This window comes from Janthinobacterium sp. GW822-FHT07H10 (assembly GCF_058798675.1).
The window spans coordinates 62,976-84,804 of the sequence record NZ_JBXAKS010000007.1 but is presented as its reverse complement, the minus strand read 5'-3'; the positions used below and the strand labels follow the sequence as shown (position 1 = coordinate 84,804).

Sequence of the window (21,829 nt, the reverse complement as noted above, 5' to 3'; positions counted from 1 at the left end):
GGTTGGCGCAAGGCGCGATGAGGCGATAGTAAGCGATCCGGCCCGCCACGGGAAAGTCCTGCGTGCATGCGCGCACTGCCGCGTGGCGCTGCGGCAAGCGCAATGCGCGGCGCGGCATGGGCACTTCATGCGGCGCTGGCATGGCCGCCATGGCGAAAATGAAACGGCATGACGGATTAACTGCCGGCCATGCCTGAATTGAAATGGAGATTATTGAAAATAATTATTATTAATTAACAATAATAATTTCTTTGAAAAAACAAGCTATGTATTTGATAGTTTCTCATCATTAGGTAAATGATAAGTTAAATATTATGTCGAGCTGGCCAGTATGAAGTAGAAAAAGAATGGCGTCAGCACTACGCGGTTAATTCGATCAATGTGTTGTGAAATATCAACGAAATAATTTAATTTCTTTATTGAAAACAAAAAAATCACTGTTGACGTACGCTTGAACTGTTACTTGGTCATATGATCATGACAATTAAATGTCATTTTTATATGCATCTTTGTCTTGCAGAGATAGATTTTTTAGCGAACAACATGATAAAAACACCACAGGAAACGGCAGGCCATTCCGGCCGCCATGCAGTCTCTTCATCGGCCGCGCGCATCGCCCGGGCGTTCGCCGCGATTGGGCGCCGCGTGCGCCGTTCGCCGTCTCCTGCGTCTCCTGTTGCGCCGCTGCTGGCGCTGGCCGCCGCGCTGCTGGGCGCCGCCGCGCCCGCCACTGCGCAGGTGTTGTGGGAAGACTACCGCGGCATCGAGCGGGTGCCGGCCAATCCGGCCACGCCCAATTACAACAACGGTTTCAACGCGGGCAGCACGGGCCGCCTGGCCAGCCTGATGGCGCTGGCCGCCAATCCTGGCGTCAACGCGGCCCGCACGGGGTCTTCGCCGCAGCTGGACTGGGCCAACGGCACGGCCGCCAATCCAGCGCAGTTGTGCAACCTCGATACGCAGCAGACGTCGGCTTCCTGCCGGGCCTGGATCATGGGCCGCGCCATGTACACCCTGGTGGTGTTTCCGCAGGCGGGCAATTACAAATTCAGCGTCGCGCACGACGATGACGTGAAAGTCGATTTTTCGACCCAGTATTCGACCAATTACCGCAATACCGTGTACAACGTGGCCGTGGGCAGCGTGGCCGAATATTCGAATAATGAAACGGATTTCCAGAATCTGGCCGGTAATTTCAATAGCGCCACGCCGGGCGGCTGTTATCTGGCCCGCGTGCTGTGGAATAACGTGGGCGGCATCAATTACCTGCACATGCGCTGGACGCGTCCCGACAATGTGACGGAAATTATTCCCGCGGCGCAATTGCGCGATCCCAGCCTGGCCAGTTCGTATGCCAGCTGCACCAACAGCAAGACCGACCTGGCCGTCGGCAAGGTGGGCCCGGCGCAGTTCTCCGTCGGCAAGCCATTGAGCTATACCATGAAGGTGTGGAACCGCGGCCCGGCCCTCAGCACGGGCGCCACCTTCAGCGACGTGCTGCCCGCCAGCTTGAGCAACGTCAGCTGGACGTGCGCCGCCAGCGGCAGCGCTTCCTGCGGCACGAAAACGTCGGGCTCGGGCAGCAACAACGTCAGCATCACCATGGGCAACCTGCCCCTGAATGCGGCCGTCAGCGATCCCACCACGGGTTCCTACCTGACGGTGACGATCACGGCCACGCCGGGCGACGCCGCCAGCATCGTGAATACGGCCAATGTGACCGTCTCGCCCAACGAAACGGACACGGACCTGAGCAACAACAGCAGCAGCACCACGGCCACGGTCAAAACGAATACCTTGACGGTGGTCAAGGCGCTGGCGCCCACCGGCGACAGCGGCCTGTTCATCATGAATGCCAACGGCACGGCTGGCGTGCAGGGTGGCAATGGCGCCACGGCCAGCGCCGTCGTGCGCGTGGGCAATCTCGTGACGTTCGCGGAAAGCGCGGGCGCGGCCACCATCCTGGCGCAGTACCAGAGCAGCTACAGCTGCGTGCGCACGGATACGGCCGCCGTCATCGGCGCCGGCGCGGCCACCACGGGCAACTTCACCATGCCCGAAGCGCCCGTCACCTGCACCATCAGCAACCGGCGCCTGCAGGCGGACATGCAAGCCGTCACCACGGTGCCCGCCGGCCCCTACAATGCCGGGTCCCCCGTGACGGTCACGGGCGTGTGCACGAATAACGGTCCCGACAACCCGGCCGCGCCCACCTGCGTGATGAGCGGCTTGCCGGCCGGCGCCACCGCCACCTGCAGCGCGCCCGTGTCGCCGTTCATTCCCGGTTCGCGCATCAATTGCAGCGCGACCTTCAATCTGCCCGCCAGCGGCAGCCTGACGATCACGACGACGGCCGGTTCGACGACGCTCGATCCGATTCCCGCGAATAACGTCGACAGCGACACGCTGGGCATCGTCAGCCCGCTCGTGCGCGTGCAAAAGAGCGTCGATAAGACCAGCGCCTACGTGGGCGAGACCGTGCAGTGGACTGTGACGGCCAACAATACCGGCACGGGCGCCACGACGGCCGCGCTGACCCTGACCGACACCCTGCCGGCCAACCTGGCCAGCATCGTCGTCACGCCCACGGCGCCCGTCACCTGCGCGCCGCTGGCCGGCAACACCCTCGTTTGCAGCGTGCCGGCCGGCCTGGCGCCTGGCGCCAGCGCCCAGGTCGGCATCAGCGCCGCGCCGACGGTCGCCGGCAGTTTCGTCAACAGCGTGACGCCGTCGGGCGGCAATGGCGCCAGCTGCGTCACGCCCGGCGCCTGCCAGACCACCACCACCGTGCAAAAGCCGCTGGTCGACGTGACCACCACCTTGAACGGCTTTCCCGGTTCGACGAATGCCGGCGACGCCATCAACGGCAGCGTCACCTACCGCAACGTGGGGCCAGGCACGGCCGAGAACCTGACGTACACGCTGCAATTGCCGCCAGGGTTGACGGGCGTCTCCGTCGGCGGCGTGACGGGCGTGTACAACGCGGGCACGGGCTTCATCGTCCTCTCGGGCCTGCCCCCGAACCTGGCGGCAGGGCAGGGCGTGACCTTTAGCCTCAGCTACACGCAACCGGCCTCGAACAGCTCCTTCGTCACCAGCGTGATCGCCACCACTTCGGTCGAGGTGGCCAACGACTTGCCGAATACGGCCACCGTCATGGTGCCGGGGCCGAACGTGCGCGTCACCAAGGTGGCCGACAAGCTGACGGCCAACGTGGGCGAGAACATCACGTGGACGATCACGGCCAGCAATACGGGCAATATCGCCAACCAGGGCGTGGTTGCCCTGGCCGACCTGTTGCCGCCCAACCTGGTGGTGACGAACGTGGTGGCCGCGCCCGGCGTGACGTGCCCGCCGCTGGCCAGCTGGGTGGCGTCGAGCACCCAGACCTGCACCGTGGCCGCCGGCCAGCTGGCGGCCATCAACGGCAGCCGCAGCGTCACCATCACGGCGCATGCGACGGCGGGCGGCAGCCTGGCCAACCGCATCATGCCGAGCGGGACAGACAATCCGGCCTGCGCCACGGCCGAAAATTGCAGCACGGTGACCAGCATCACCAGCCCGAAAGTGGCCGTGCAGAAGAGCGTTGACCATGCCACGATCAATATCGGCGCCACCCTGACCTGGAGCGTCACGGCGACCAATAGCGGCGACGGCGTCAGCACGGCGTCCATCACCCTGACCGATACGCTGCCGGCCAACCTGACGGGCATAAACGTGGCGCTGGTCGGCAGCGCCACCTGCGCCGCACCGGTGGGCAATATCCTCACGTGCACGGTGCCGGCCGGCCTGGCCGCGAACGGCGGCGTCGCCGGTTTCACCGTCACGGGCCAGCCTGCCGCGGCGGGTACCTACGCCAACAGCGTCGTGCCTTCGGGCGCCGACAACCCTGCCTGCGCCACGCCAGCCGCCTGCGCCACCACCAGCACGGTGACCAGCCCCAGCGTGGCCGTGACGAAAGGCGTCGACAGGACCACCGTCAACCTGGGTGACACCATCACCTGGACCCTGAAAGCCATCAACAGCGGCAGCGGCCCGACGAATGGTCCGATCACGCTGACCGATACCTTGCCGGCGAACGTGGGCGCGCTGCAGATCCTGCCCGTGGCGCCCGCCAGTTGCGGCGTGCCCGCCGGCACCACGCTGACCTGCACCGTGCCCCCTGGCCTGGCCAGCGGCATGCAGGCGACGGTGATCATCAAGGCTGTGGCGAATGCGTCCGGCACGGTGGCCAACAGCCTCGTGCCGGGCGGCGTCGACAATCCTGCCTGCGCCACGCCGGGCGATTGCCAGACGACGACCACCGTCAGCAGCCCGAACGTGACGGTGAAGAAGACCGTCGACAAGGCCAGCGTCAACGTGGGCGACACGATCACGTGGACCTTGACGGTGAGTAATAGCGGCACGGGCGCCAGCACGGGCCTCGTCACGCTGGCCGACACCTTGCCGGCCGGACTGGCGAATGTCGTCGTCAGCCCGCAGGCACCCGCCAGCTGCGCGCCAGTGGCGGGCCAGAACCTGACCTGCAGCGTGCCGGCCGGCCTGGCTCCCGGCGCCTCGGCGAAGGTCATCGTCAGCGCCACGGCCACGCTGGCCGGCTCCGCCGTCAACAGCGTGCTGCCGTCCGGTCCCGACAATCCAGCCTGCGTGCTGCCCGGCGATTGCGGCACCACCACGACGGTGGTCAAGCTGCTCGTCGACGTCACCACCACCCTGAACAATTTCCCGCCGAATACCCTGGCGGGCGACACGATCTCCGGCACCGTCACCTACGCCAACGTGGGACCGGGCCCGGCCGAAGGCGTGAGCTACACCCTGCAGCTGACGCCGGGCCTGAGCAACGTCACCCTGACGGGCGCCGTCGGCAGCTACAATCCCGCCACGGGCGTCGTCACCCTCAGCGGCTTGCCCGTGACCCTGGCGAATGGCCAGAGCACCAGCTTTAACGTCAGCTACACGCAGCCGGCCGACAACCTGTCGATGGTGACGTCGACCATCGCCACCACGTCCGTGGAAGTGGCGAACCACTTGCCGAACACGGCCACGGCAACCGTGCCCGGCCCCATCATCCGCGTGACGAAACTGGCCGACAAGTCCACGGCCAACGTGGGCGAGACGATCACGTGGACCATCACGGCGACGAATACGGGCAGCCTGGCCAACCTGGGCATGGTGACCCTGACCGACATCCTGCCCGCCAACGTGGCCGTGCTGTCCGTCGCGCCGGGCGCGGGCGTGAGCTGTCCGCCGCTGGCCAGCTGGCTGGCCAACAGCGCCCAGGCGTGCACCGTCGCGGCTGGCCAGCTGGCTGCCGTGAATGGCAGCCGCAGCATCGTCATCACGGCCAGGGGCACGGCCGGTGGCAGCCTGGGCAACAAGGTCTTGCCGAGCGGGCCAGACAATCCCGCCTGCGCCCAGGCCGCTTCCTGCCAGACCGCCACCACCATCCTCAGCCCGCAGGTGGCCGTGCATAAGACTGTCGACAAGAGCAATATCAACGTGGGCGACGCGCTGACGTGGACGATCGCCGTGGCCAATACGGGCACGGGTGCGACCATGGGCGTGCTCACCCTGACCGATACCTTGCCGGCCAACCTGACCCTGTGGCAAGTGCTGCCCGCGTCGCCCGCCACGTGCGCGGTGCCCAGCGGCAATCAGCTTGTCTGTTCCATTCCTGCCGGCATGGCGGCGGGTGCCACGCTGAATATCGTCGTCAAGGGCGTGGCCAATGCGGCCGGCGCCTACGTCAATACCGTCGTGCCGAGCGGCCCCGACAATCCCGTCTGCCCGCAACCCGGCGATTGCAGCACGACCAGCACGGCCGTGAAGCTGCTGGTCGACGTCACCACCACCCTGAACGGCTTCCCCGGCAGCACGCATGCGGGCGACACGATTACCGGCACGGTCAATTTCAGCAATATCGGCCCCGGTCCCGCCGAAGGCGTGACGTACAGCCTGCAGCTGGCGCCCGGCCTGACCGGCGTCAACATCAGCGGCGTGGCGGGCAGCTACAACGCGGGTTCCGGCCTGGTGACCTTCAGCGGCGTGCCGGCCACCCTGGCGCTGGGGCAGGGCTTCAGCTTCCAGCTCAGCTATATCCAGCCGGCCAGCAACCTGTCGACCGTGGTCAGCCGCATCGCCACGACATCGACGGAAGTGCCGAACGACCAGCCGAACGTGGCCACCGTCACCATGCCGGGCTCCATCATCCGCGTCAGCAAGACGGCCAACAAGGCCGTGGCAAATGTCGGCGAGGAAATTATCTGGACGATTACGGCCAGCAACACGGGCAGCCTGGCCAACCAGGGCGCCGTCATCTTGACGGACTTGCTGCCAGCCCATATCGTCGTGACGAATGTGGCGCCCGACAGCGGCGTCACGTGTCCGCCGCTGGCCAGCTGGGTGGCCAACAGCAGCCAGAGCTGCAGCGTGGCCATCGGCCAGCTGGCGGCAGGCAATGGCCAGCGCCAGATCGTGCTGACCGGCAAGGCCAGTGCGGGCGGCACCCTGGCCAACCAGGTCATGCCGAGCGGCCCGGACAATCCAGCCTGCTTCCAGGCCAACAGCTGCCAGACGCAGACCACCATCACCAGCCCCAGCCTGGTGCTGAGCAAGAGCGTCGACAAGCTGGCCTTGAACATCGGCGACAGCCTGACGTGGACGGTCACCCTGGCCAACAGCGGCACGGGCGCCAGCACGGCCGTCGCCACCATCACCGACACCTTGCCGGCCGGCCTGGCGAATATCGTCGTCACGCCCGCCGCGCCCGTCACCTGCGCGCCGCTGGCTGGCAATGTGCTCACGTGCAGCGTGCCGGCCGGCCTGGCCGGCGGCGCCAATGCCACGCTGCAAGTGACGGCGCGCGCCGTCGTCGCAGGCAGCCTCGTCAATGGCGTCAGCGCCAGCGGCACGGATAACCCGGCCTGCCTGCAGGCGGGCGACTGCAGCACCACCAGCACCGTCAGTTCGCCCTTGCTGAACGCCAGCAAGAGCGTCGACAAGACGGCGGCCAACGTGGGCGATACCCTGACGTGGACCTTGACCTTGCGCAATACCGGCACGGGACCGAGCACGGCCATCGCCACCCTGAGCGATACCCTGCCTGCGGGCCTGGCGAATGTGCTGGTCACACCGACGGCGCCCGTCACCTGCGCCGCGCCGGCGGGCAACGTCGTCAGCTGCAGCGTGCCGGCCGGCCTGGCCGCCGGCGCCAGCGCCACCGTCAAGCTGAGCGCCACGGCCACCGTGTCGGGCAGCCTCGTCAATGCGCTCGTGCCGGGCGGACCGGACAACCCCGTCTGCGCCGTCCCCGGCGATTGCCAGACCACCACGGTGGTGTCGAAACTGCTGGTCGATGTGACCACCACCCTCAACGGGTTCCCTGCCAGCAGCAATGCGGGCGACGCCATCCGTGGCGTGGTGACGTTTGCCAACGTGGGGCCGGGCGTGGCGGAAACGGTGACCTACAGCCTGCAACTGGAAGCGGGCTTGAGCGGCGTCTCCGTCAGCCCCGTCAGCGGCGCGCCCGGCATCAGCGGCGTCTACAACAGCGGCACGGGCCTGTATGTGCTGAGCGGCTTGCCGGCCACCCTGATCAGCGGGCAAAGCGCCAGCTTCAACCTGTTCTACACCCAGCCGGCCAGCAACAGTTCGCGCATCACCAGCGTGGTGGGCACCAGTTCCACGGAAATCGCCAACGACTTGCCGAACACGGCGACGACGAACTTGCCTGGCCCCGTGATCCGCGCCAGCAAGACGGTCGACAAGGTGAACGCGGCCGTGGGCGATACCCTGACCTGGACCATCACGGCGACGAATACGGGCAACTTGCCGAATCAAAATCCGGTCGTCGTCAGCGATGTGCTGCCGGCCAACATCGTCGTGCTCAGCGTGACGCCCGATGCGGGCGTGAGCTGCCCGCCGGCCGCCAGCTGGACGGCGGGCAGCGTGCAGGCCTGCACGATTGCGGTAGGTCAATTAGCGGCCACGAATGGTAGCCGCAAGGTCGTCATCACGGGCCGGGGTTCATTGGGCGGCAACCTGTCGAACCGTGTCGTGCCCAGCGGTGGCGACAATCCCGCCTGCGATACGGCCAGCGCCTGCCAGGCCACGACGACGCTGGTGGCGCCGCAGGTGACGGTGCGCAAGAGCGTCGACAAGAGCAATGTCAGCGTGGGCGACTTGCTGACCTGGACCATTACCGCCAGCAATGGCGGCACGGGCGCGACCAAGTCCGCCATCGTGCTGACCGATAACCTGCCAGCCGGGGTCAGCGGCGTGCAAGTGCTGTCGACGCAACTGGCCACTTGCGCGCCCGTGGCCGGCAATATCGTCACGTGCAGCGTGACGGCCGGCCTGGCGCCGGGCGGACAGGCGCAAGTGGTGCTGCGCGCCACGGCCAGCGTGGCCGGCGTGCTGCAGAACACGGTGTTGCCAAGCGGCCCGGACAATCCTGTCTGCGTGCAGCCGGCGGACTGCACCACCAGCACCACGGCCATCAAGCTGCTGGTCGACGTGACGACCACCCTGAACGGTTTCCCCGGCATCACCAGCGCCGGCGACCAGATCAACGGCATCGTCAGCTACAGCAATGTGGGTCCAGGCACGGCCGAGAACGTGACATACAGCCTGAAACTGGCGCAGGGCCTGATGGGCGTGACCCTGAGCGGCGCGGCCGGCAGCTATGACGCCGTCAGCGGCATGCTGACGGTGACGGGCTTGCCAACGACGCTGGCGCCCGGCGAGCTGCACAGCTTTGGCCTGTCGTATATCCAGCCGGCCAGCAATGTCTCGACCATCGTCAGCATCATCGCCACCAGCTCGACGGAAGTGCAGTACGATTTGCCGAACACGGCCACGGTGACCATGCCTGGCCCCGTGATTCGCGTCAGCAAGACGGCCAATCTCGGCAGCGCCAACGTGGGCGACAGCATCATCTGGACGATTACCGCCGTCAACAGCGGCGGCGTGGCCAACCAGGGCGTGGTGACCCTGGCGGATATCCTGCCGCCGAACCTGACGGTGCTGGCGGTCAGTGCCGATGCCGGCGTGACGTGCCCGCCGCTGGCGAGCTGGGTGGCGAACAGCGTGCAAAGCTGCAGCATTGCCGTAGGTCAATTGGCTATCGGCAATGGCACGCGCAGCGTGCGCGTGACGGCCACGGGCTTGCTGGAAGGAACGCTGTCGAACCGCGTCATGCCTAGCGGATCCGATAATCCAGCCTGCGCGCAGGCGAGCAATTGCGAGTCCAGCATCGTGCTGACGGGACCCAAGGTGGCGGTGCGCAAAAGCGTCAACCGCGCGGCGGCGAACGTGGGCGACACCGTCGTGTGGACCATCACGGCCAGCAACACGGGCAGCGGTCCCACGCGTGCGGCGATGACCCTGGTCGACACCTTGCCGCCCGGTTTGACGAATGTGCAAGTGACGCCGCTGCGCGCCACCTGCGCACCAGTGGCCGGTAATGTGCTCAATTGCAGCGTGCAGGCCGGCCTGATCGGCAATGGCGGCGAGGCCAGCGTGGAAGTGTCGGCCACCGTCACCCAGGCCGGCACGGCGCTCAACCGCGTCGTGCCGTCGGGTCCCGATGCGCCGCTGTGCCTGGCGCCGGCCGATTGCCAGACCAGCACCAATGTCACCAGTCCCAGCGTGATGGTGAAGAAAGTGGCGGACAAGGCCAATGCCAGCATCGGCGACACCGTCAGCTGGACGATTACCGCCACCAACGGCGGCAGCGGCGCCACCACGGCGGCCATCACCCTGACGGACGACCTGGCCGCCAGTCTGGCCGAGATCGTCGTCACGCCCGCCGCGCCCACCACTTGCGCGCCGCTGGCGGCGAACAAGCTGGTGTGCACGGTGCCGGCCGGCCTGGCGCCCAATGCCGTGGCCGCCGTCACGGTGAGCGCGAAAGTGGCCGCCAGCGGCACACTGAGCAATACCATCGTGCCGACCGGCACGGATCTGCCGCGTTGCGCGCAAGCAGCCGACTGCACGGCCGTCACGGAAGTGGCCAATCCCGCCGTCGGCGCGGCGCTGGGCGTGGGCAAGGTGACCCAGCTGTCGGCCAAGGTCTTCAGCGTGCCGTACACGGTGGTGCTCAGGAACGTGGGCAAGGGCGCGGCGCAGAATGTGCAGGCGCTCGACAGCCTGCGCGCCGCCTTCCCCGAACCGGTGACGTGCCGCATCGCCACGCCACCTGCCGCGCCCGCCATTGGCGGCAGCAGGCAGCTGGCCGTCAACCCCGGCTTCGGCGGCGGTTGCGGCGGCAGCGACCTGCGTCTGCTCAGCGGCGACGCGGCCCTGGGCGAGGGCGAGTTCAGCGTCATCACCTTCACCGTGGAAATCACGGTGCAGGATGTGACCTTGCCGCAGTACAACAACAGCGTGTTTGCCAGCGCACTGGCCGGCAATGTCGCCAATGCGGGCGGCAGCATCAGCGTGCCGCCGGCTCCGGCCGCCGGCGTCATCGCCGCCAATCCCGTCTATACCCCGCCCGTGGGCAGCCTCGTGTTTGACGCCTCCAACAATGGCGGCAGCCATGCGGGCGTGGTGGCGACGGCGGCCGAAGTGGCCGCGCTGGTGGAAAAAGTCGACCCCAACCGCAACGGCAACGCTTCGGACACCGTCGGCGGCGTCGCCTTCACGGGCGAAGACACGCCCACGCCCGTGGTCTTGCTGCGGCAGGTGGTGGACGTCATCAAGGCGGTGTCGGCGCAACAGCAGGTCGACGCCAGCAAGTTCGAGATCAGCTACACCGTGCAGGCGGCCAACCGCTATCCTGCCGGTTACCCGACCTCGACCATGGTGCAGGTGGCGGAAAACCTGAAGGCGGTCTTCCCCACGGCCACCAGCGTCACCTTCAAGCCGGGCAGCCTGGCTGTCACGGCCCGGCCCGCCAGCGCCACGGCCTGCGTCGCGAATGCCGACTTCAACGGCGCCACCGTCTATGGCTTGTTGAACGGCAAGGGTGACTTGCAGCCGCAGGAAAGCTGCAACATCGTCTTCACGGTGCTGGTCGACTTTGGCAGCGTGGCGGCGATTCCCACCGTGCCGCAGCTGAACCAGGTGTATGCAAGCACCATGCTGGGCACGGAAACGGGTGGCCGCAATATCGGCCACAGCTATAGCGGCACGGACGGCGGCAACACGCCGGTGGCGCCTGTCAGCGTGCTGGCCCTGGCCAGCTCGGCCGACACCTTGCTGCTGCCGGCCACGCCAGGCGCCACGCCGCCGAGCTTTACGCCCGTGGTGTTCAATACGACGGACAAGCCGATGTTGTTGATCAGCAAGAGCGTCAACAAGACCCAGGCCGAGATCGGCGACAGCCTGCAATACACGATCGAGGTGAAGAACACGGGCGTGGCGACGGCGTTCGGCGTCAGCGTGCTCGATAAGCTGCCGGCCGGCTTCCGCTACATCGACGGCACCACCACGCGCAACAATGTGGTGCAGCCCGACCCGGGCGGCAAGCCGGGTCCGCACCTGAGCTTCAAGCTCGAGTCGCTGGCGCCGAACGCCAGCGCCAGCTTCCGCTACCGCCTGCGCGTGGGCGTCGGCTCGCTGCAGGGCGACGGCATCAACCGCGCCCAGGCATCGACCACCAACGGCCCGCCCTCGAACGAGGCGCGCGCGAAAGTCAAGGTGACGGGCGGCGTGTTCACGACGGATGCCTGCATCGCCGGCAAGGTGTTTGTCGATTGCAACAACAACCACGTGCAGGACGCCGAGGAGCTGGGCATTCCGGGCGTGCGCCTGTACATGGAAGATGGCACGAACTTCACCACGGATGTGGAAGGCAAGTACAGCTATTGCGGCATCACGCCGAACAGCCATGTCATCAAGGTCGATGGCGCAACGCTGCCGCGCGCCAGCCGCATGATGGAAGCGTCGAACCGCAACCTGGGCGACCCGCACAGCCTGTTCCTCGATACCAAGAATGGCGAGCTGCTGCGCGCCGACTTCATCGAGGGCTCGTGCTCGAATCCCGTGCTCGAGCAAGTCAAGGCGCGCCGCGCGCAGGGCGAGGTGCGCAGCGTGGAAAGGGAGGGCGGCAAGGGAGGAGCGGGCCTGAGTTTCAGCAGCCAGCCCGCCGCCGCACCGGCGCAGGCGACGGACAGCGCGAACCAGCCTGTCGTCGCGCCGCGCGCCCCCGCCGCCACGCCAGCCACGGGAGGCAGCCATGCGCCATAAGCATCTTTCCCATCACTTGCCGCTTGCCAATGCTGCTAAAGAGAAACAGGCCATGAAGAGAACCCTCCCCGCGCCCCGGCGCATGGCCGCCGCGCTGGCCATGCTGGCCTTCCCGGCGTTCGGCCACGCGCAGCTGCCCTTGCCGGACAATGCGGCAGGCTCCGCCGTGGCGGCGCCATCCTTCCTTGCCGGCAAGGTGGGTGGCACCGACTATGCGATCAACCGCGGCGTGGCGCGCATCGCCGTCGAGACGGACCGCAACGACGTGCCGGCCGATGGCCAGAGTCCCGTCACGGTGACGGTCAGGCTGTACGACGAGCACGGCAAGCCCCTGGCGGGCACGGCCTTGCTCACCATCGAGGCCAGCGGCGGGCGCATCCTGCTGCCCGGCGCGCGTACGGACGAGCTGGGCCCCGAGCGGCGCGATGTCGACAGGGTCACGCCCGGCACGCAGCTGACGGTGGAGAACGGCGAAGCGAGCTTCAGCCTGCTGGCCCCTGCCACGCCGCAGGACGTGCTGCTGCGCGTGTCGGCCGGCAGCGTGGCGGCGCAGGGCACCATCAGTTTTCTGCCGGAACTGCGCGACATGCTGGCCGTGGGTTTGATCGACGGCATCATCAGCAAGCGCAGCCTGTCGAGCAGCGACATTGCGCCGTCGCGCTTCAACGACGGTTTCGAACGCGACATCGTGCGCTGGAGCCGCGCCTTCAACAATGGCAAGGCCAACGTCGCGGGCCGCGCGGCCATGTTCCTGAAAGGCACGATACGTGGCGACGCCTTGCTGACGGCCGCCTACGATTCGGACAAGGATACGCGCGCGCGGCTCTTGCGCGATGTCAATCCGGAAGAGTTTTATCCCGTGTACGGGGACAGTTCCGTGCGCAACTTCGACGCCCGCTCCAGCGACCGCCTGTACGTGCGCATCGACAAGCAGAAAAGCTATGTGCTGTACGGCGACTTTGCCACCGGCGACGGCTTCAGCCAGATGACGGGCGGCGGCGCCGTGGCCAACTTGCAGCAGAGAAAATTGGGCCAGTACAACCGCACGGCCACGGGCGGGCGCGGCCATTACGAACACGATGGCATCGTCGCCAATGCCTTCGCCATCAACGATAGCCTGAAGCAGGTGGTCGAGGAATACCGCGCGAACGGCACCTCGGGACCGTTTGCCGTGCGCAACAACAACGCCATCGAAAACTCGGAAAAGATCGAGATCGTCGTGCGCGACAAGAACCAGAACGGCAATATCGTGCAGGTGACGCAGCTGCGCCGTTTCGAGGATTACAGTTTCGAACCGTTCAGCGGGCGCATCCTGTTCAAGCAGGCGATCCCCGCGCTGACGCCGAATGGCGATCCGCAATCGATACGCATCAGCTATGAGGTGGACCAGGGCGGCGAGAAATTCTGGACCCTGGGCGTCGATGGGCAGGTGCAGCTGGGCAAGATGGTCTCGCTTGGCGGCTCGGCCGTGGAAGACAGGAACCCCTTGTCGCCGTACAAATTGCACAGCGTCAACGCGGGCCTGCGCTTCGGTGAGCACAGCCTGCTGGTAATCGAGGTGGCGCGCACCACGTCCACCAGCTACAGTGCGGGCGGCAATATCTACACGACGCCGTCGGGCCAGGCGGGCGAGCTGCGCGATGAAGTGAGCGGCAATGCGGCGCGGGTCGAGTTGCAGCACAAGGATGAGAAGCTGGAAGCGAAAGCGTACTGGAGCCGCTCGGACCGGGACTTCAATAATACGGCGGCCGGCATCACGGGCGGGCGGGGCGAGGCGGGCGTGAAGGCTGGCTACAAGCTCAGTCCCGCCGTCACCGTGTATGGCGAGGCCATCCGCAGCGACGAGCGCAGCACGGACGCGCGCCGCGATGCGCAACGCCTGGGTGTGGCGTGGAACGCCAGCGAACGCTGGCTGCTCGACGTGTCCGTCCAGCACATGAAGGAGAGCGGCGGCATGCCGTCGACGGCCGGCATCGCGCCGAATACGTCGCCGCTGGGCACGGGCCTCAATCCCACGGGCGGCTTCTTCGGCAACGGTACGGCGAACACGGCCATCGACCCCGTGACGGGCGGCAGCATCACCACGTTTGCGCCGATCAATCCCGGCGCGGGCACGGGCACGACGGTGCCGCTGGACGCCACCACCGTGCGCCTGGGCGTGCAATACAAGGCCACCGAGCGCTGGACCCTGAATGGCGACGTGGAAAAAAGCGTCTCCGACACGGACCAGCACCGCTATGGCCTGGGCGCGCAATACCAGCTGGCCGAACGCAGCCGCCTGTACGCGCGCTATGAAAACCAGACGGGACTGGCGTCCGCCTACTCGCTCAATCCGGCCGACCGCAGCACCAGCTTCGTCGCCGGCGCGGACACCGGTTACATGTCAGGCGGCACCGTGTTTGGCGAGTACCGCATGCGCGACGCCATGGATTACAGCCTCAGCAATCAGCGCGACCTGCAGCTGGCATCCGGCTTGCGCAACACGTGGAACCTGGGCGAAGGGCTGGCGGCAAACACGAATATCGAATACCTGAAAGTCATGAACGGCCAGCAACAGCAAGCCGTGGCCGTGGCGGCGGGCTTCGACTACTCGGCCAATCCGCTGTGGCGCGCCTCCGTCAAGCTCGAATACCGGCGCCTGTTCGACAGCGAGATCGCGCCGGGCGACCAGCGCCAGGATCAATGGCTCAACACCATTGCCTGGGCGCGCAAGCTGAGCCGCGACTGGACTTTCCTCGCCCGCAACTACCTGCTGTACACGCGCAACAACGACGACGCCAGCGGCGCGCCCGTCGGCAACGTGCTGCAGGACCGGGCACAGCTGGGCTTTGCCTGGCGCCCCGTGGACGACAACCGTTTCAACGGCCTGGCCCGCTACGAGTACAAGACGGTGCGCGACCAGTCGCAGATCGATGGCGACAATTACCGCGCGCATATCGTTTCCACCCACTTCGACTACCACCCCAGCCGGCCATGGTGGTTCACGGGCAGGGTCGCCGCCAAGCACAACAACGACAAGAACTTGCCTGTCGGGCAGGAAAAGTACACGGCGTGGCTGTTTTCCGGGCGCACCGTGTATGACATCAGCAAGAACTGGGACATCGGCGTGCTGGCGGCCGTGATGGGCAGTCCGCAGGGCGGCAGCCGCCAGTGGGCCAACGGCGTCGAAGTCGGTTATCTGCTGGCGCAAAACCTGTGGCTGTCGGCCGGCCACAACTGGTCGGGCTTTTCCGACCGCGACCTGACGGGCGCCGACTACACGGCGCGCGGCCCCTACCTGCGCCTGCGCTTCAAGTTCGATGAAAACCTGTTCAAAGGCAAAGACGCCACCATCAACCGTACCCTGGCCCGGCCATGACCTATACCATGCGAAAACTCTCCAATATGAAACTGACCCCGATACCGACGATGATGCTGCCGCTCGCCAGCCTGCTGGCCATGGGCCTGGCCCAGGCGGCCACGCCCACCTTGCCGGCGGCGCCGCTGGCCATGCCCGAGCTGCGCATCAGCGACCGGGCCGTCTCGGCCGACCAGCAGGCGTATCGCGTGCTGCAGGAACGCATCAAAAAGCTCAACGACGGCGGCGTGCGCGTGGGCGACTATTACCTGTCCAAGGCGCAATGCTGGCTCGACGTGTCGTTCCATGAATACACGCGCAACGACCGCTCGGCCTTCCCCCTGCAGGCGCTGCAGGAATCGGCAAAGATCGTTGCCGCACTGGAAGACGGCAGCACGCCCAATCCCGGCGACGCCACGCCGCTGGTGAACGATGCCACGCGCTTGCGTGACGATTTGTGGCACAGCTTCACGCAGCTGCGCCAGTCGCCCGGTTTCGCCTGCGCGGCGCAGAAGGTGGCGTGCGGCGAAGTGGAGCTGGTGCATGCGGGTAATGAGTACAAGCAGCAGGGCTGGCGCCACGCGAACCCGTACGTGCAGCTGGCCGAGGATGCGCAGGCCGCCGCCCAGTCCGCTGCTGCCGCGTGCCCGGCCGACAAGCCGAAGCCGGAACCGCAGCCGGACATTTTGCCGCCGCGCATCGAGCATGAGCGCATCACGCTGGACATGGATGCCCTGTTCCGTTTCGACAAGGCCGGTGCGGCCGACATGCTGCCGCAGGGCATTGATAAAATCCGCGAACTGGCGGCGCGCCTGAAGCAGGGCTATGTGCAGATCGATACCCTGAGCGTGACGGGCCACACGGACCGCCTGGGTACGGACAGCTACAACCAGGCCCTGTCGGAGCGGCGCGCGCTGACGGTGAAGCAATTGCTGCGCGAGCAAGGCATCGCCAATGTCATCAGCGCATATGGCAAGGGCAAGGCGGAACCGCTCGTGTCCTGCGAGAAGGTGGCGCCGCGCGCGGCCCTGATCGCCTGCCTGCAGCCGAACCGCAGGGTGGAGATCGAGTTGACGGGTATCAAGAGCGCGCGCAAGGACTGAACTTAACGCGTTTGCCCGTCGACAAACATCAGGATGGCGCCCGCCACGGCCTGCGGCGCTTCGCGCTGCGGGAAGTGGCCTATGCCTTCGAGCAACACGCGCTGGTAGGGGCCGCTGAAATGGCGTTCGCGTCCGGCCGAACTGTCCGGCTGGTTGCAGGCGTCGGCCGCGCCGTGCAGCACCAGGGTGGGCAGGCTGAGCACGGGCGCCGGCTGCAGCAGCGCTTCGTCGGCCGCATACGCGGGGTCGCCTTCGGCAAAGGCCCAGCGGTGGCGGTAGGAATGCAGCACCACCTCGGCCCAGTCGGGGCCGTCGAAGGCCTGGCTGGCCTGGGCGAAAGCGGCTTCGCCATACCAGCCGGCGGGCGACCAGCTATCCCACATCATGCGGGTAAAGGCGTGGCGGTCATGCTCGACCGCATGCCGGCCCCGGGGCGTGGCCATGAACCAGTGGTACCAGTAATTGCGCGCTTGCTGGTAGGACAGCGCTTGCCGCGGATCGTTCGTGCCATAGCCGACGGACAGCATGACCAGGCCGCAGGCCGCATCGTGGCGCAAGCCGCAGGCGTTGGCCACGGCGCGCGCGCCCCAGTCGTGTCCCACCAGCAAGGGCTGCTCCAGTCGCATGGCGTCGATAAAATCGAGCAAGTCGCGTCCCAGCGCGGCCAGCTGGCCGCTGCGCGGCGTGTCCGCATGGCGGAAGCGCGTGGGCGCGAAGCCGCGCAGGGCGGGCGCCAGCACGCGGTAGCCGGCGGCCGCCAGCACCGTGGCCGTGCCGGCCCAGCTTTCCGGACTGTCGGGCCAGCCGTGCACGAGCACGGCGCAGCGCTGCCCGGCCGGGTTCCATTCCAGGTAAGCCACGTCCAGCAGCGGCGTGGCGATGTGTTGATAGTCTTGCATGGCATTTCCTGATGAAGGGTGAGCAGGTCTTCATCGTAGTGCCAGAAAACAGTTTGATTCGTGATGAATTCTTCGATATTATGTTCATATCTTGATGAATTGGAGGAGCCATGCCTGGCTCGGAATCACTGACACTCGATATCGTCCTGCTGCGCAGCCTGCTTGAAGTGGTGGACGCCGGCGGCTTCGCGCTGGCCGCGCAAAACCTGGCACTGACGCCGTCGGCCGTCAGCGGCCATATCAAGCGCCTGGAACGCAGCGCCGGTAAACAATTGCTGGTACGCACGACGCGCAGCCTGGAGCTGACGGCCGCCGGCGAACTGCTGTATATGTATGCGCGCAATATCGTCGACCTGGAACGCGAGGCCCGTGCCAGGCTTGGCGGTGCATCGCTGCAGGGCCGGCTGGTCCTGGGGGCGTCGGAGGATTTCGCTGGCGCCTGGCTGCCGCAGGTGCTGCACACCTTCCAGCGCTGGCATCCGCAAGCGTCGATCGAATTGAAGGTGGGCATCACGGCCGACCTGCTGCGGCGCCAGGCGCACGAGCAGATCGATGTCATCTTCGGCAAGCAATGCAGCCGCACGGAAGGAGAAGGCGAGCTGTTGTGGTCTGAACCGTTGGTGTGGGCGTATGCGGCCGGCCGCCTGCCCGATGCCGCGCAGGCCTTGCCATTGGCATTGTTTCCCGCACCGTGCGTCTACCGCGAGGCGGCCCTTGCCGCGCTGGCCCAGGCGGAGCATCGCTGGCGGCTGGCGTTTGACAGCGCCAGCATGGCCGGTTGCCTGGCGGCGGCGCTGTCCGGCTTTGCCGTGACGCCGGTGGCCCGCAGCCAGATGCGCGACGGCTTGCGCATCCTGGGTGCGGCGGAAGGCTTGCCGGCGCTGCCGGACGCCCGCTTTTATGCGTTTCCTCGGAATAAGACGCCCGCCGTGCTGGCGCTGGTCGAGGCCGTGCGCGGCGCCGGGCAGCGGCAGCAGTTTCATGCCGCGTGAACACACCATTGTTTAGCCTGCGTCATGGGGCGGTCATATGCCGCTGTTATGATGTTCTTGTTGGCACACAGCATGCGTTGCGCAGATCACTACGCTCCGGGAGCGATAGGATGCAGGCATGACTCAACAGCTTAGCCGGTGAGCTCAACCATCGGCACCAGACAGGTCGGCGCGGCAAGAAATATTGCCGCGCTGATAAGCAAAGCAGGGCAGGGCGGGGAAAAGACAGGAAACGGCCGGGGATTTAATGAAGTCCTAAGCCTGCTGCAGGGAAGGACTGGCATAGTGGATACATGGCGCACGGAAACCCCGGGCCCAAGGTTGCCGGACACCTCAATGACCGGCACGATTTCCACTTTTCAAGTGTTTTCCGTTTTATCCCTGCGCTCTGAAACAGCGTTTCAACCGGCTGCCGCGACTTGCGAAGCCGGTTTTTTTTGCCTGGTTTTTCGTACGCGGAGGGAAAACGCCCGGTGCCGCTGGAGTGCGGTGCCGGGCATGGGGCCTTAGCCCGCCTGTTGCGCCAGCCACGCATCGACGGCCGGCAGGCGCTCGGCGCGCACCTTGATGCGGTACTTGATGCCGGCCACGGAGCTGTCGGCGTCGCCGCGCGCGCCTTCCGGCAGGTTCGCCTGCGCATACGCTTCCAGCTTGGCGATCATCTGCGGCTGCGCCGAGCCGGCGGCCAGGCGCGGGAAGTAGCGGCTGCGCGAGCTGGCGTCGACGCGCGCATTGACTTGCTCCAGGTGCGCCAGCGCAAAGTCGAAGGCCAGTTCCGGATGCGTGCGCGAGACGCGCGAGATCATGGCCGGGCTGTTGGTCACGCCCGGTTCATCCGTCAGCGCCAGCGCCAGCGCGCGCTGCGCCAGGGCCGTGTCGTCGCTGGAAGCGAGCAGGTCGTACAGCTGGTTCTTGATCAGCGGCGTCTTTTCCTGCTGCGCCTTGGCGCGCAGCTGCTCCCAGGTGGCGCTGTCGGCATGCTGCGCCACCACGCCCAGGATGGTGCGGCGCAACGGCGCGGGCATGGCGGCCGGATCCTGTTCGCTGGCCGCATAGCGGCGGCGCGCTTCGGCGATCACGCCCGGCTCGCCCATGTCGCCGAGGATGGCGATCAGGCGCCCGCGCAGGGTCGCCACGCTCGACGCTTCGCCGGCGCGCGCTTCCCAGCCCGTCTGCGCCATCATCGGCGCCAGGCGCGCCATGGCGAAGCGGCCGAAAGCCTGCTGGCGCGCGGGGTCGCCCGCATACTGCTCATACAGGCCGTTCAGCGATCCGGCCACGCGGCCCAGCACCTGCGGGTCGGCCGACAGCGGCGTGGCTTTCACCAGTTCCAGGAAATCGGCCGGGTTTTGCACGCCCGCCATGCCCAGCGACTGGCTGTCGGCCAGCAGGCCCAGCTGGTCGATGGGCGCCAGGCGCGCGAAGCTGCCGGCCAGCGCGCGCGTGTTGGCCGGGGCGTACACGGTGCGGTAGTAGCCGCTCTGGCCAGCATTGACCAGCAGCGCGCCGCAACCGGGCACGTTCAGGGTCGCCTTGCCATCCTTGAGCACCACCTTGGCCAGCTTGCCGTTGCCGACCGTCGAGGCGATGACGGGCACGCGCCACGACAGCGGCTTCTTGTCCGGCTGGTCCTTGGAAAATTCCGTCTGCGTCAGGTTCACGCGCGTGCTGCCCTTCCTGCAGACGGCTTCGCCCACGGTGATCATCGGCACGCCCGGCTGCAGGGTGAAGTCGTGGGCGATGGCGCTGACCGGCTTGCCGGCGGCCGCGTCGACTTCGCGCCACAGGTCGTCGGACACCGTATTGCCGTAGGCATGCTTGCGCATGTAGCTGCGCACGGCCGTGCGCCACGTGTCGGCGCCCACATAGGCTTCGAGCATGCGGATCACCGCTTCGCCCTTCTGGTAGGTGATGCCGTCGAAGGCCTGGCTGGCCTGTTCCACGGTGGCGATGCGCTGCACCACCGGATGCGTGGTGCGCAGCGCGTCCTGGCTCATGGCCGATTCGCGGCCGGCCACGTTGGACAGGGCCGTGTTCCACTCCGGATGCAAACGCTCCGTGGTGCGGCTTTCCATCCACGAGGCGAAGCCTTCGTTGAGCCACAGGTCGTCCCACCAGCGCATGGTGACCAGGTCGCCGAACCACTGGTGCGCCATTTCATGCGACAGCGTGGTGTAGATGTTTTCCTTGTCGGCCTGGGTCGAGATGGCCGGGTCGAGCAGCAGCCCGTATTCGAAGGTGAAGACGGCGCCCCAGTTTTCCATGGCGCCGAAGAACTGGCTGCGCCCCGGCGCGGCGATGTTGTCGAGCTTGGGCAGCGGGTAGCGCACGCCAAAATAATCGTTGTATTCGCGCAGCAGGGCGGCCGATTCGTCGAGCGCGAAGCGGCTTTGCGCCAGCGCGCCTTTCTTCGTGATGACGCCCACTTCCGTGCCGTCGGAGATCGCCGTGGCGCGCTCGAAGTCGCCCAGGCCGAAGAACAGCAGGTACGTCGACATGCGCGGCGTGGTGGCGAAGCGCACGTGCTTGGTGCCATTGCCCAGTTCTTCGCTGCTGGCGATCGGCATGTTGCCGACGGCCATCTGATTGCTCGGCACGATCACGTCCAGCGCGAAGGTGGCCTTGTAGTCCGGTTCATCCCACGACGGCAGCATGCTGCGCGCGTCCGAATTCTCGAACTGCGTGTACAGCGCGCGCCGGCGGCCTTCGGGGGTGTCGTAGTCGAGCGAGAACAGGCCCGTGGCCTGCGTGCCGATCTTGCCGCTGTAGTCTATGCGCAGCAGGTACTCCCCCTTGGCCAGCGGCTCGGCGAAATGCACGGTGGCCGTCTGCTTGTCCGCATCGATATCGATCTTGCGCGTCACCTGCTTGCTGCCGCCCGCGCCTTCGATGGCGGCGGCGGTAAACGCCAGGTTCAAGGCATTGAAGGTGATGCTGCTCGTCGGCGCCTCGACGGCCACCTTGATGGCGGCTGCGCCCTTGAAGGTGGAGGCGGCGGCGTCCGGCGTGATCGACAGGATATAGTGCAAGGGCGTGACGCCGCGCGGCAGCTGCGTGGTGGTCGTGCTGGCGTGGCTGGCCGAGGCGTACCTGGCGGCGGGAGCGGCGTGGCCCGAGTTGAAGGCGGTGACGGCGGTCAGTGCGAGGACGGCGGCGGCCAGTTGGCTGCGGCGGAAGCGCGGAGTCGTTGTGCGATGCATGGTATGCCCTAGGTTCATGAGTAAAACGCCCGCCAGCCGGGTAGGCTGCGAGCGTCATGGCGGTTGGGGGACATCGCTGGAACTGAAAGCCAGCGTTCCCGTACAG

Annotated in this window: 6 protein-coding genes; 4 read left to right on the top strand and 2 right to left on the bottom strand. The window is 66.6% G+C overall.

The window, feature by feature from the left end:
* The first annotated feature begins 543 nt into the window (after nucleotides 1-543).
* From AC1RDJ_RS17020 to AC1RDJ_RS17010, 3 genes are read left to right on the top strand one after another with little or no spacing between them, the layout of a single operon-like run.
* Complete coding sequence (locus tag AC1RDJ_RS17020) at nucleotides 544-12,192, top strand: hypothetical protein (RefSeq protein ID WP_493028204.1); 11,649 nt, start codon at nucleotides 544-546, stop codon at nucleotides 12,190-12,192.
* A 52-nt stretch (nucleotides 12,193-12,244) separates the two neighbouring features.
* Nucleotides 12,245-15,550, top strand: coding sequence for a hypothetical protein (locus AC1RDJ_RS17015; protein ID WP_493028203.1), 3,306 nt, complete (start codon nucleotides 12,245-12,247; stop codon nucleotides 15,548-15,550).
* Nucleotides 15,551-15,558: 8 nt separating this feature from the next.
* Nucleotides 15,559-16,632 carry an OmpA family protein gene (locus AC1RDJ_RS17010; RefSeq protein WP_289885936.1) on the top strand — a complete coding sequence of 358 codons (1,074 nt, stop codon included), beginning with the start codon at nucleotides 15,559-15,561 and terminating at the stop codon, nucleotides 16,630-16,632.
* 2 nt (nucleotides 16,633-16,634) lie between these two features.
* Here the strand turns inward: AC1RDJ_RS17010 and AC1RDJ_RS17005 are convergent, their stop codons facing one another.
* On the bottom strand, nucleotides 16,635-17,531 hold the full coding sequence (locus tag AC1RDJ_RS17005) for an alpha/beta fold hydrolase (RefSeq protein WP_493028202.1): 897 nt from the start codon (nucleotides 17,529-17,531) through the stop codon (nucleotides 16,635-16,637).
* Nucleotides 17,532-17,641: 110 nt separating this feature from the next.
* Here AC1RDJ_RS17005 and AC1RDJ_RS17000 point away from each other — a divergent pair, with 110 nt between their 5' ends.
* Nucleotides 17,642-18,523 (top strand): LysR substrate-binding domain-containing protein, encoded by an 882-nt coding sequence (locus AC1RDJ_RS17000; protein ID WP_493028200.1) that lies wholly within the window; start codon nucleotides 17,642-17,644, stop codon nucleotides 18,521-18,523.
* 506 nt (nucleotides 18,524-19,029) lie between these two features.
* Here AC1RDJ_RS17000 and AC1RDJ_RS16995 read toward each other — a convergent pair.
* Entirely contained in the window at nucleotides 19,030-21,723 is a 2,694-nt protein-coding gene (locus AC1RDJ_RS16995) for a M1 family metallopeptidase (RefSeq protein WP_493028199.1), read from the bottom strand.
* Between the last annotated feature and the right edge of the window lie 106 nt (nucleotides 21,724-21,829).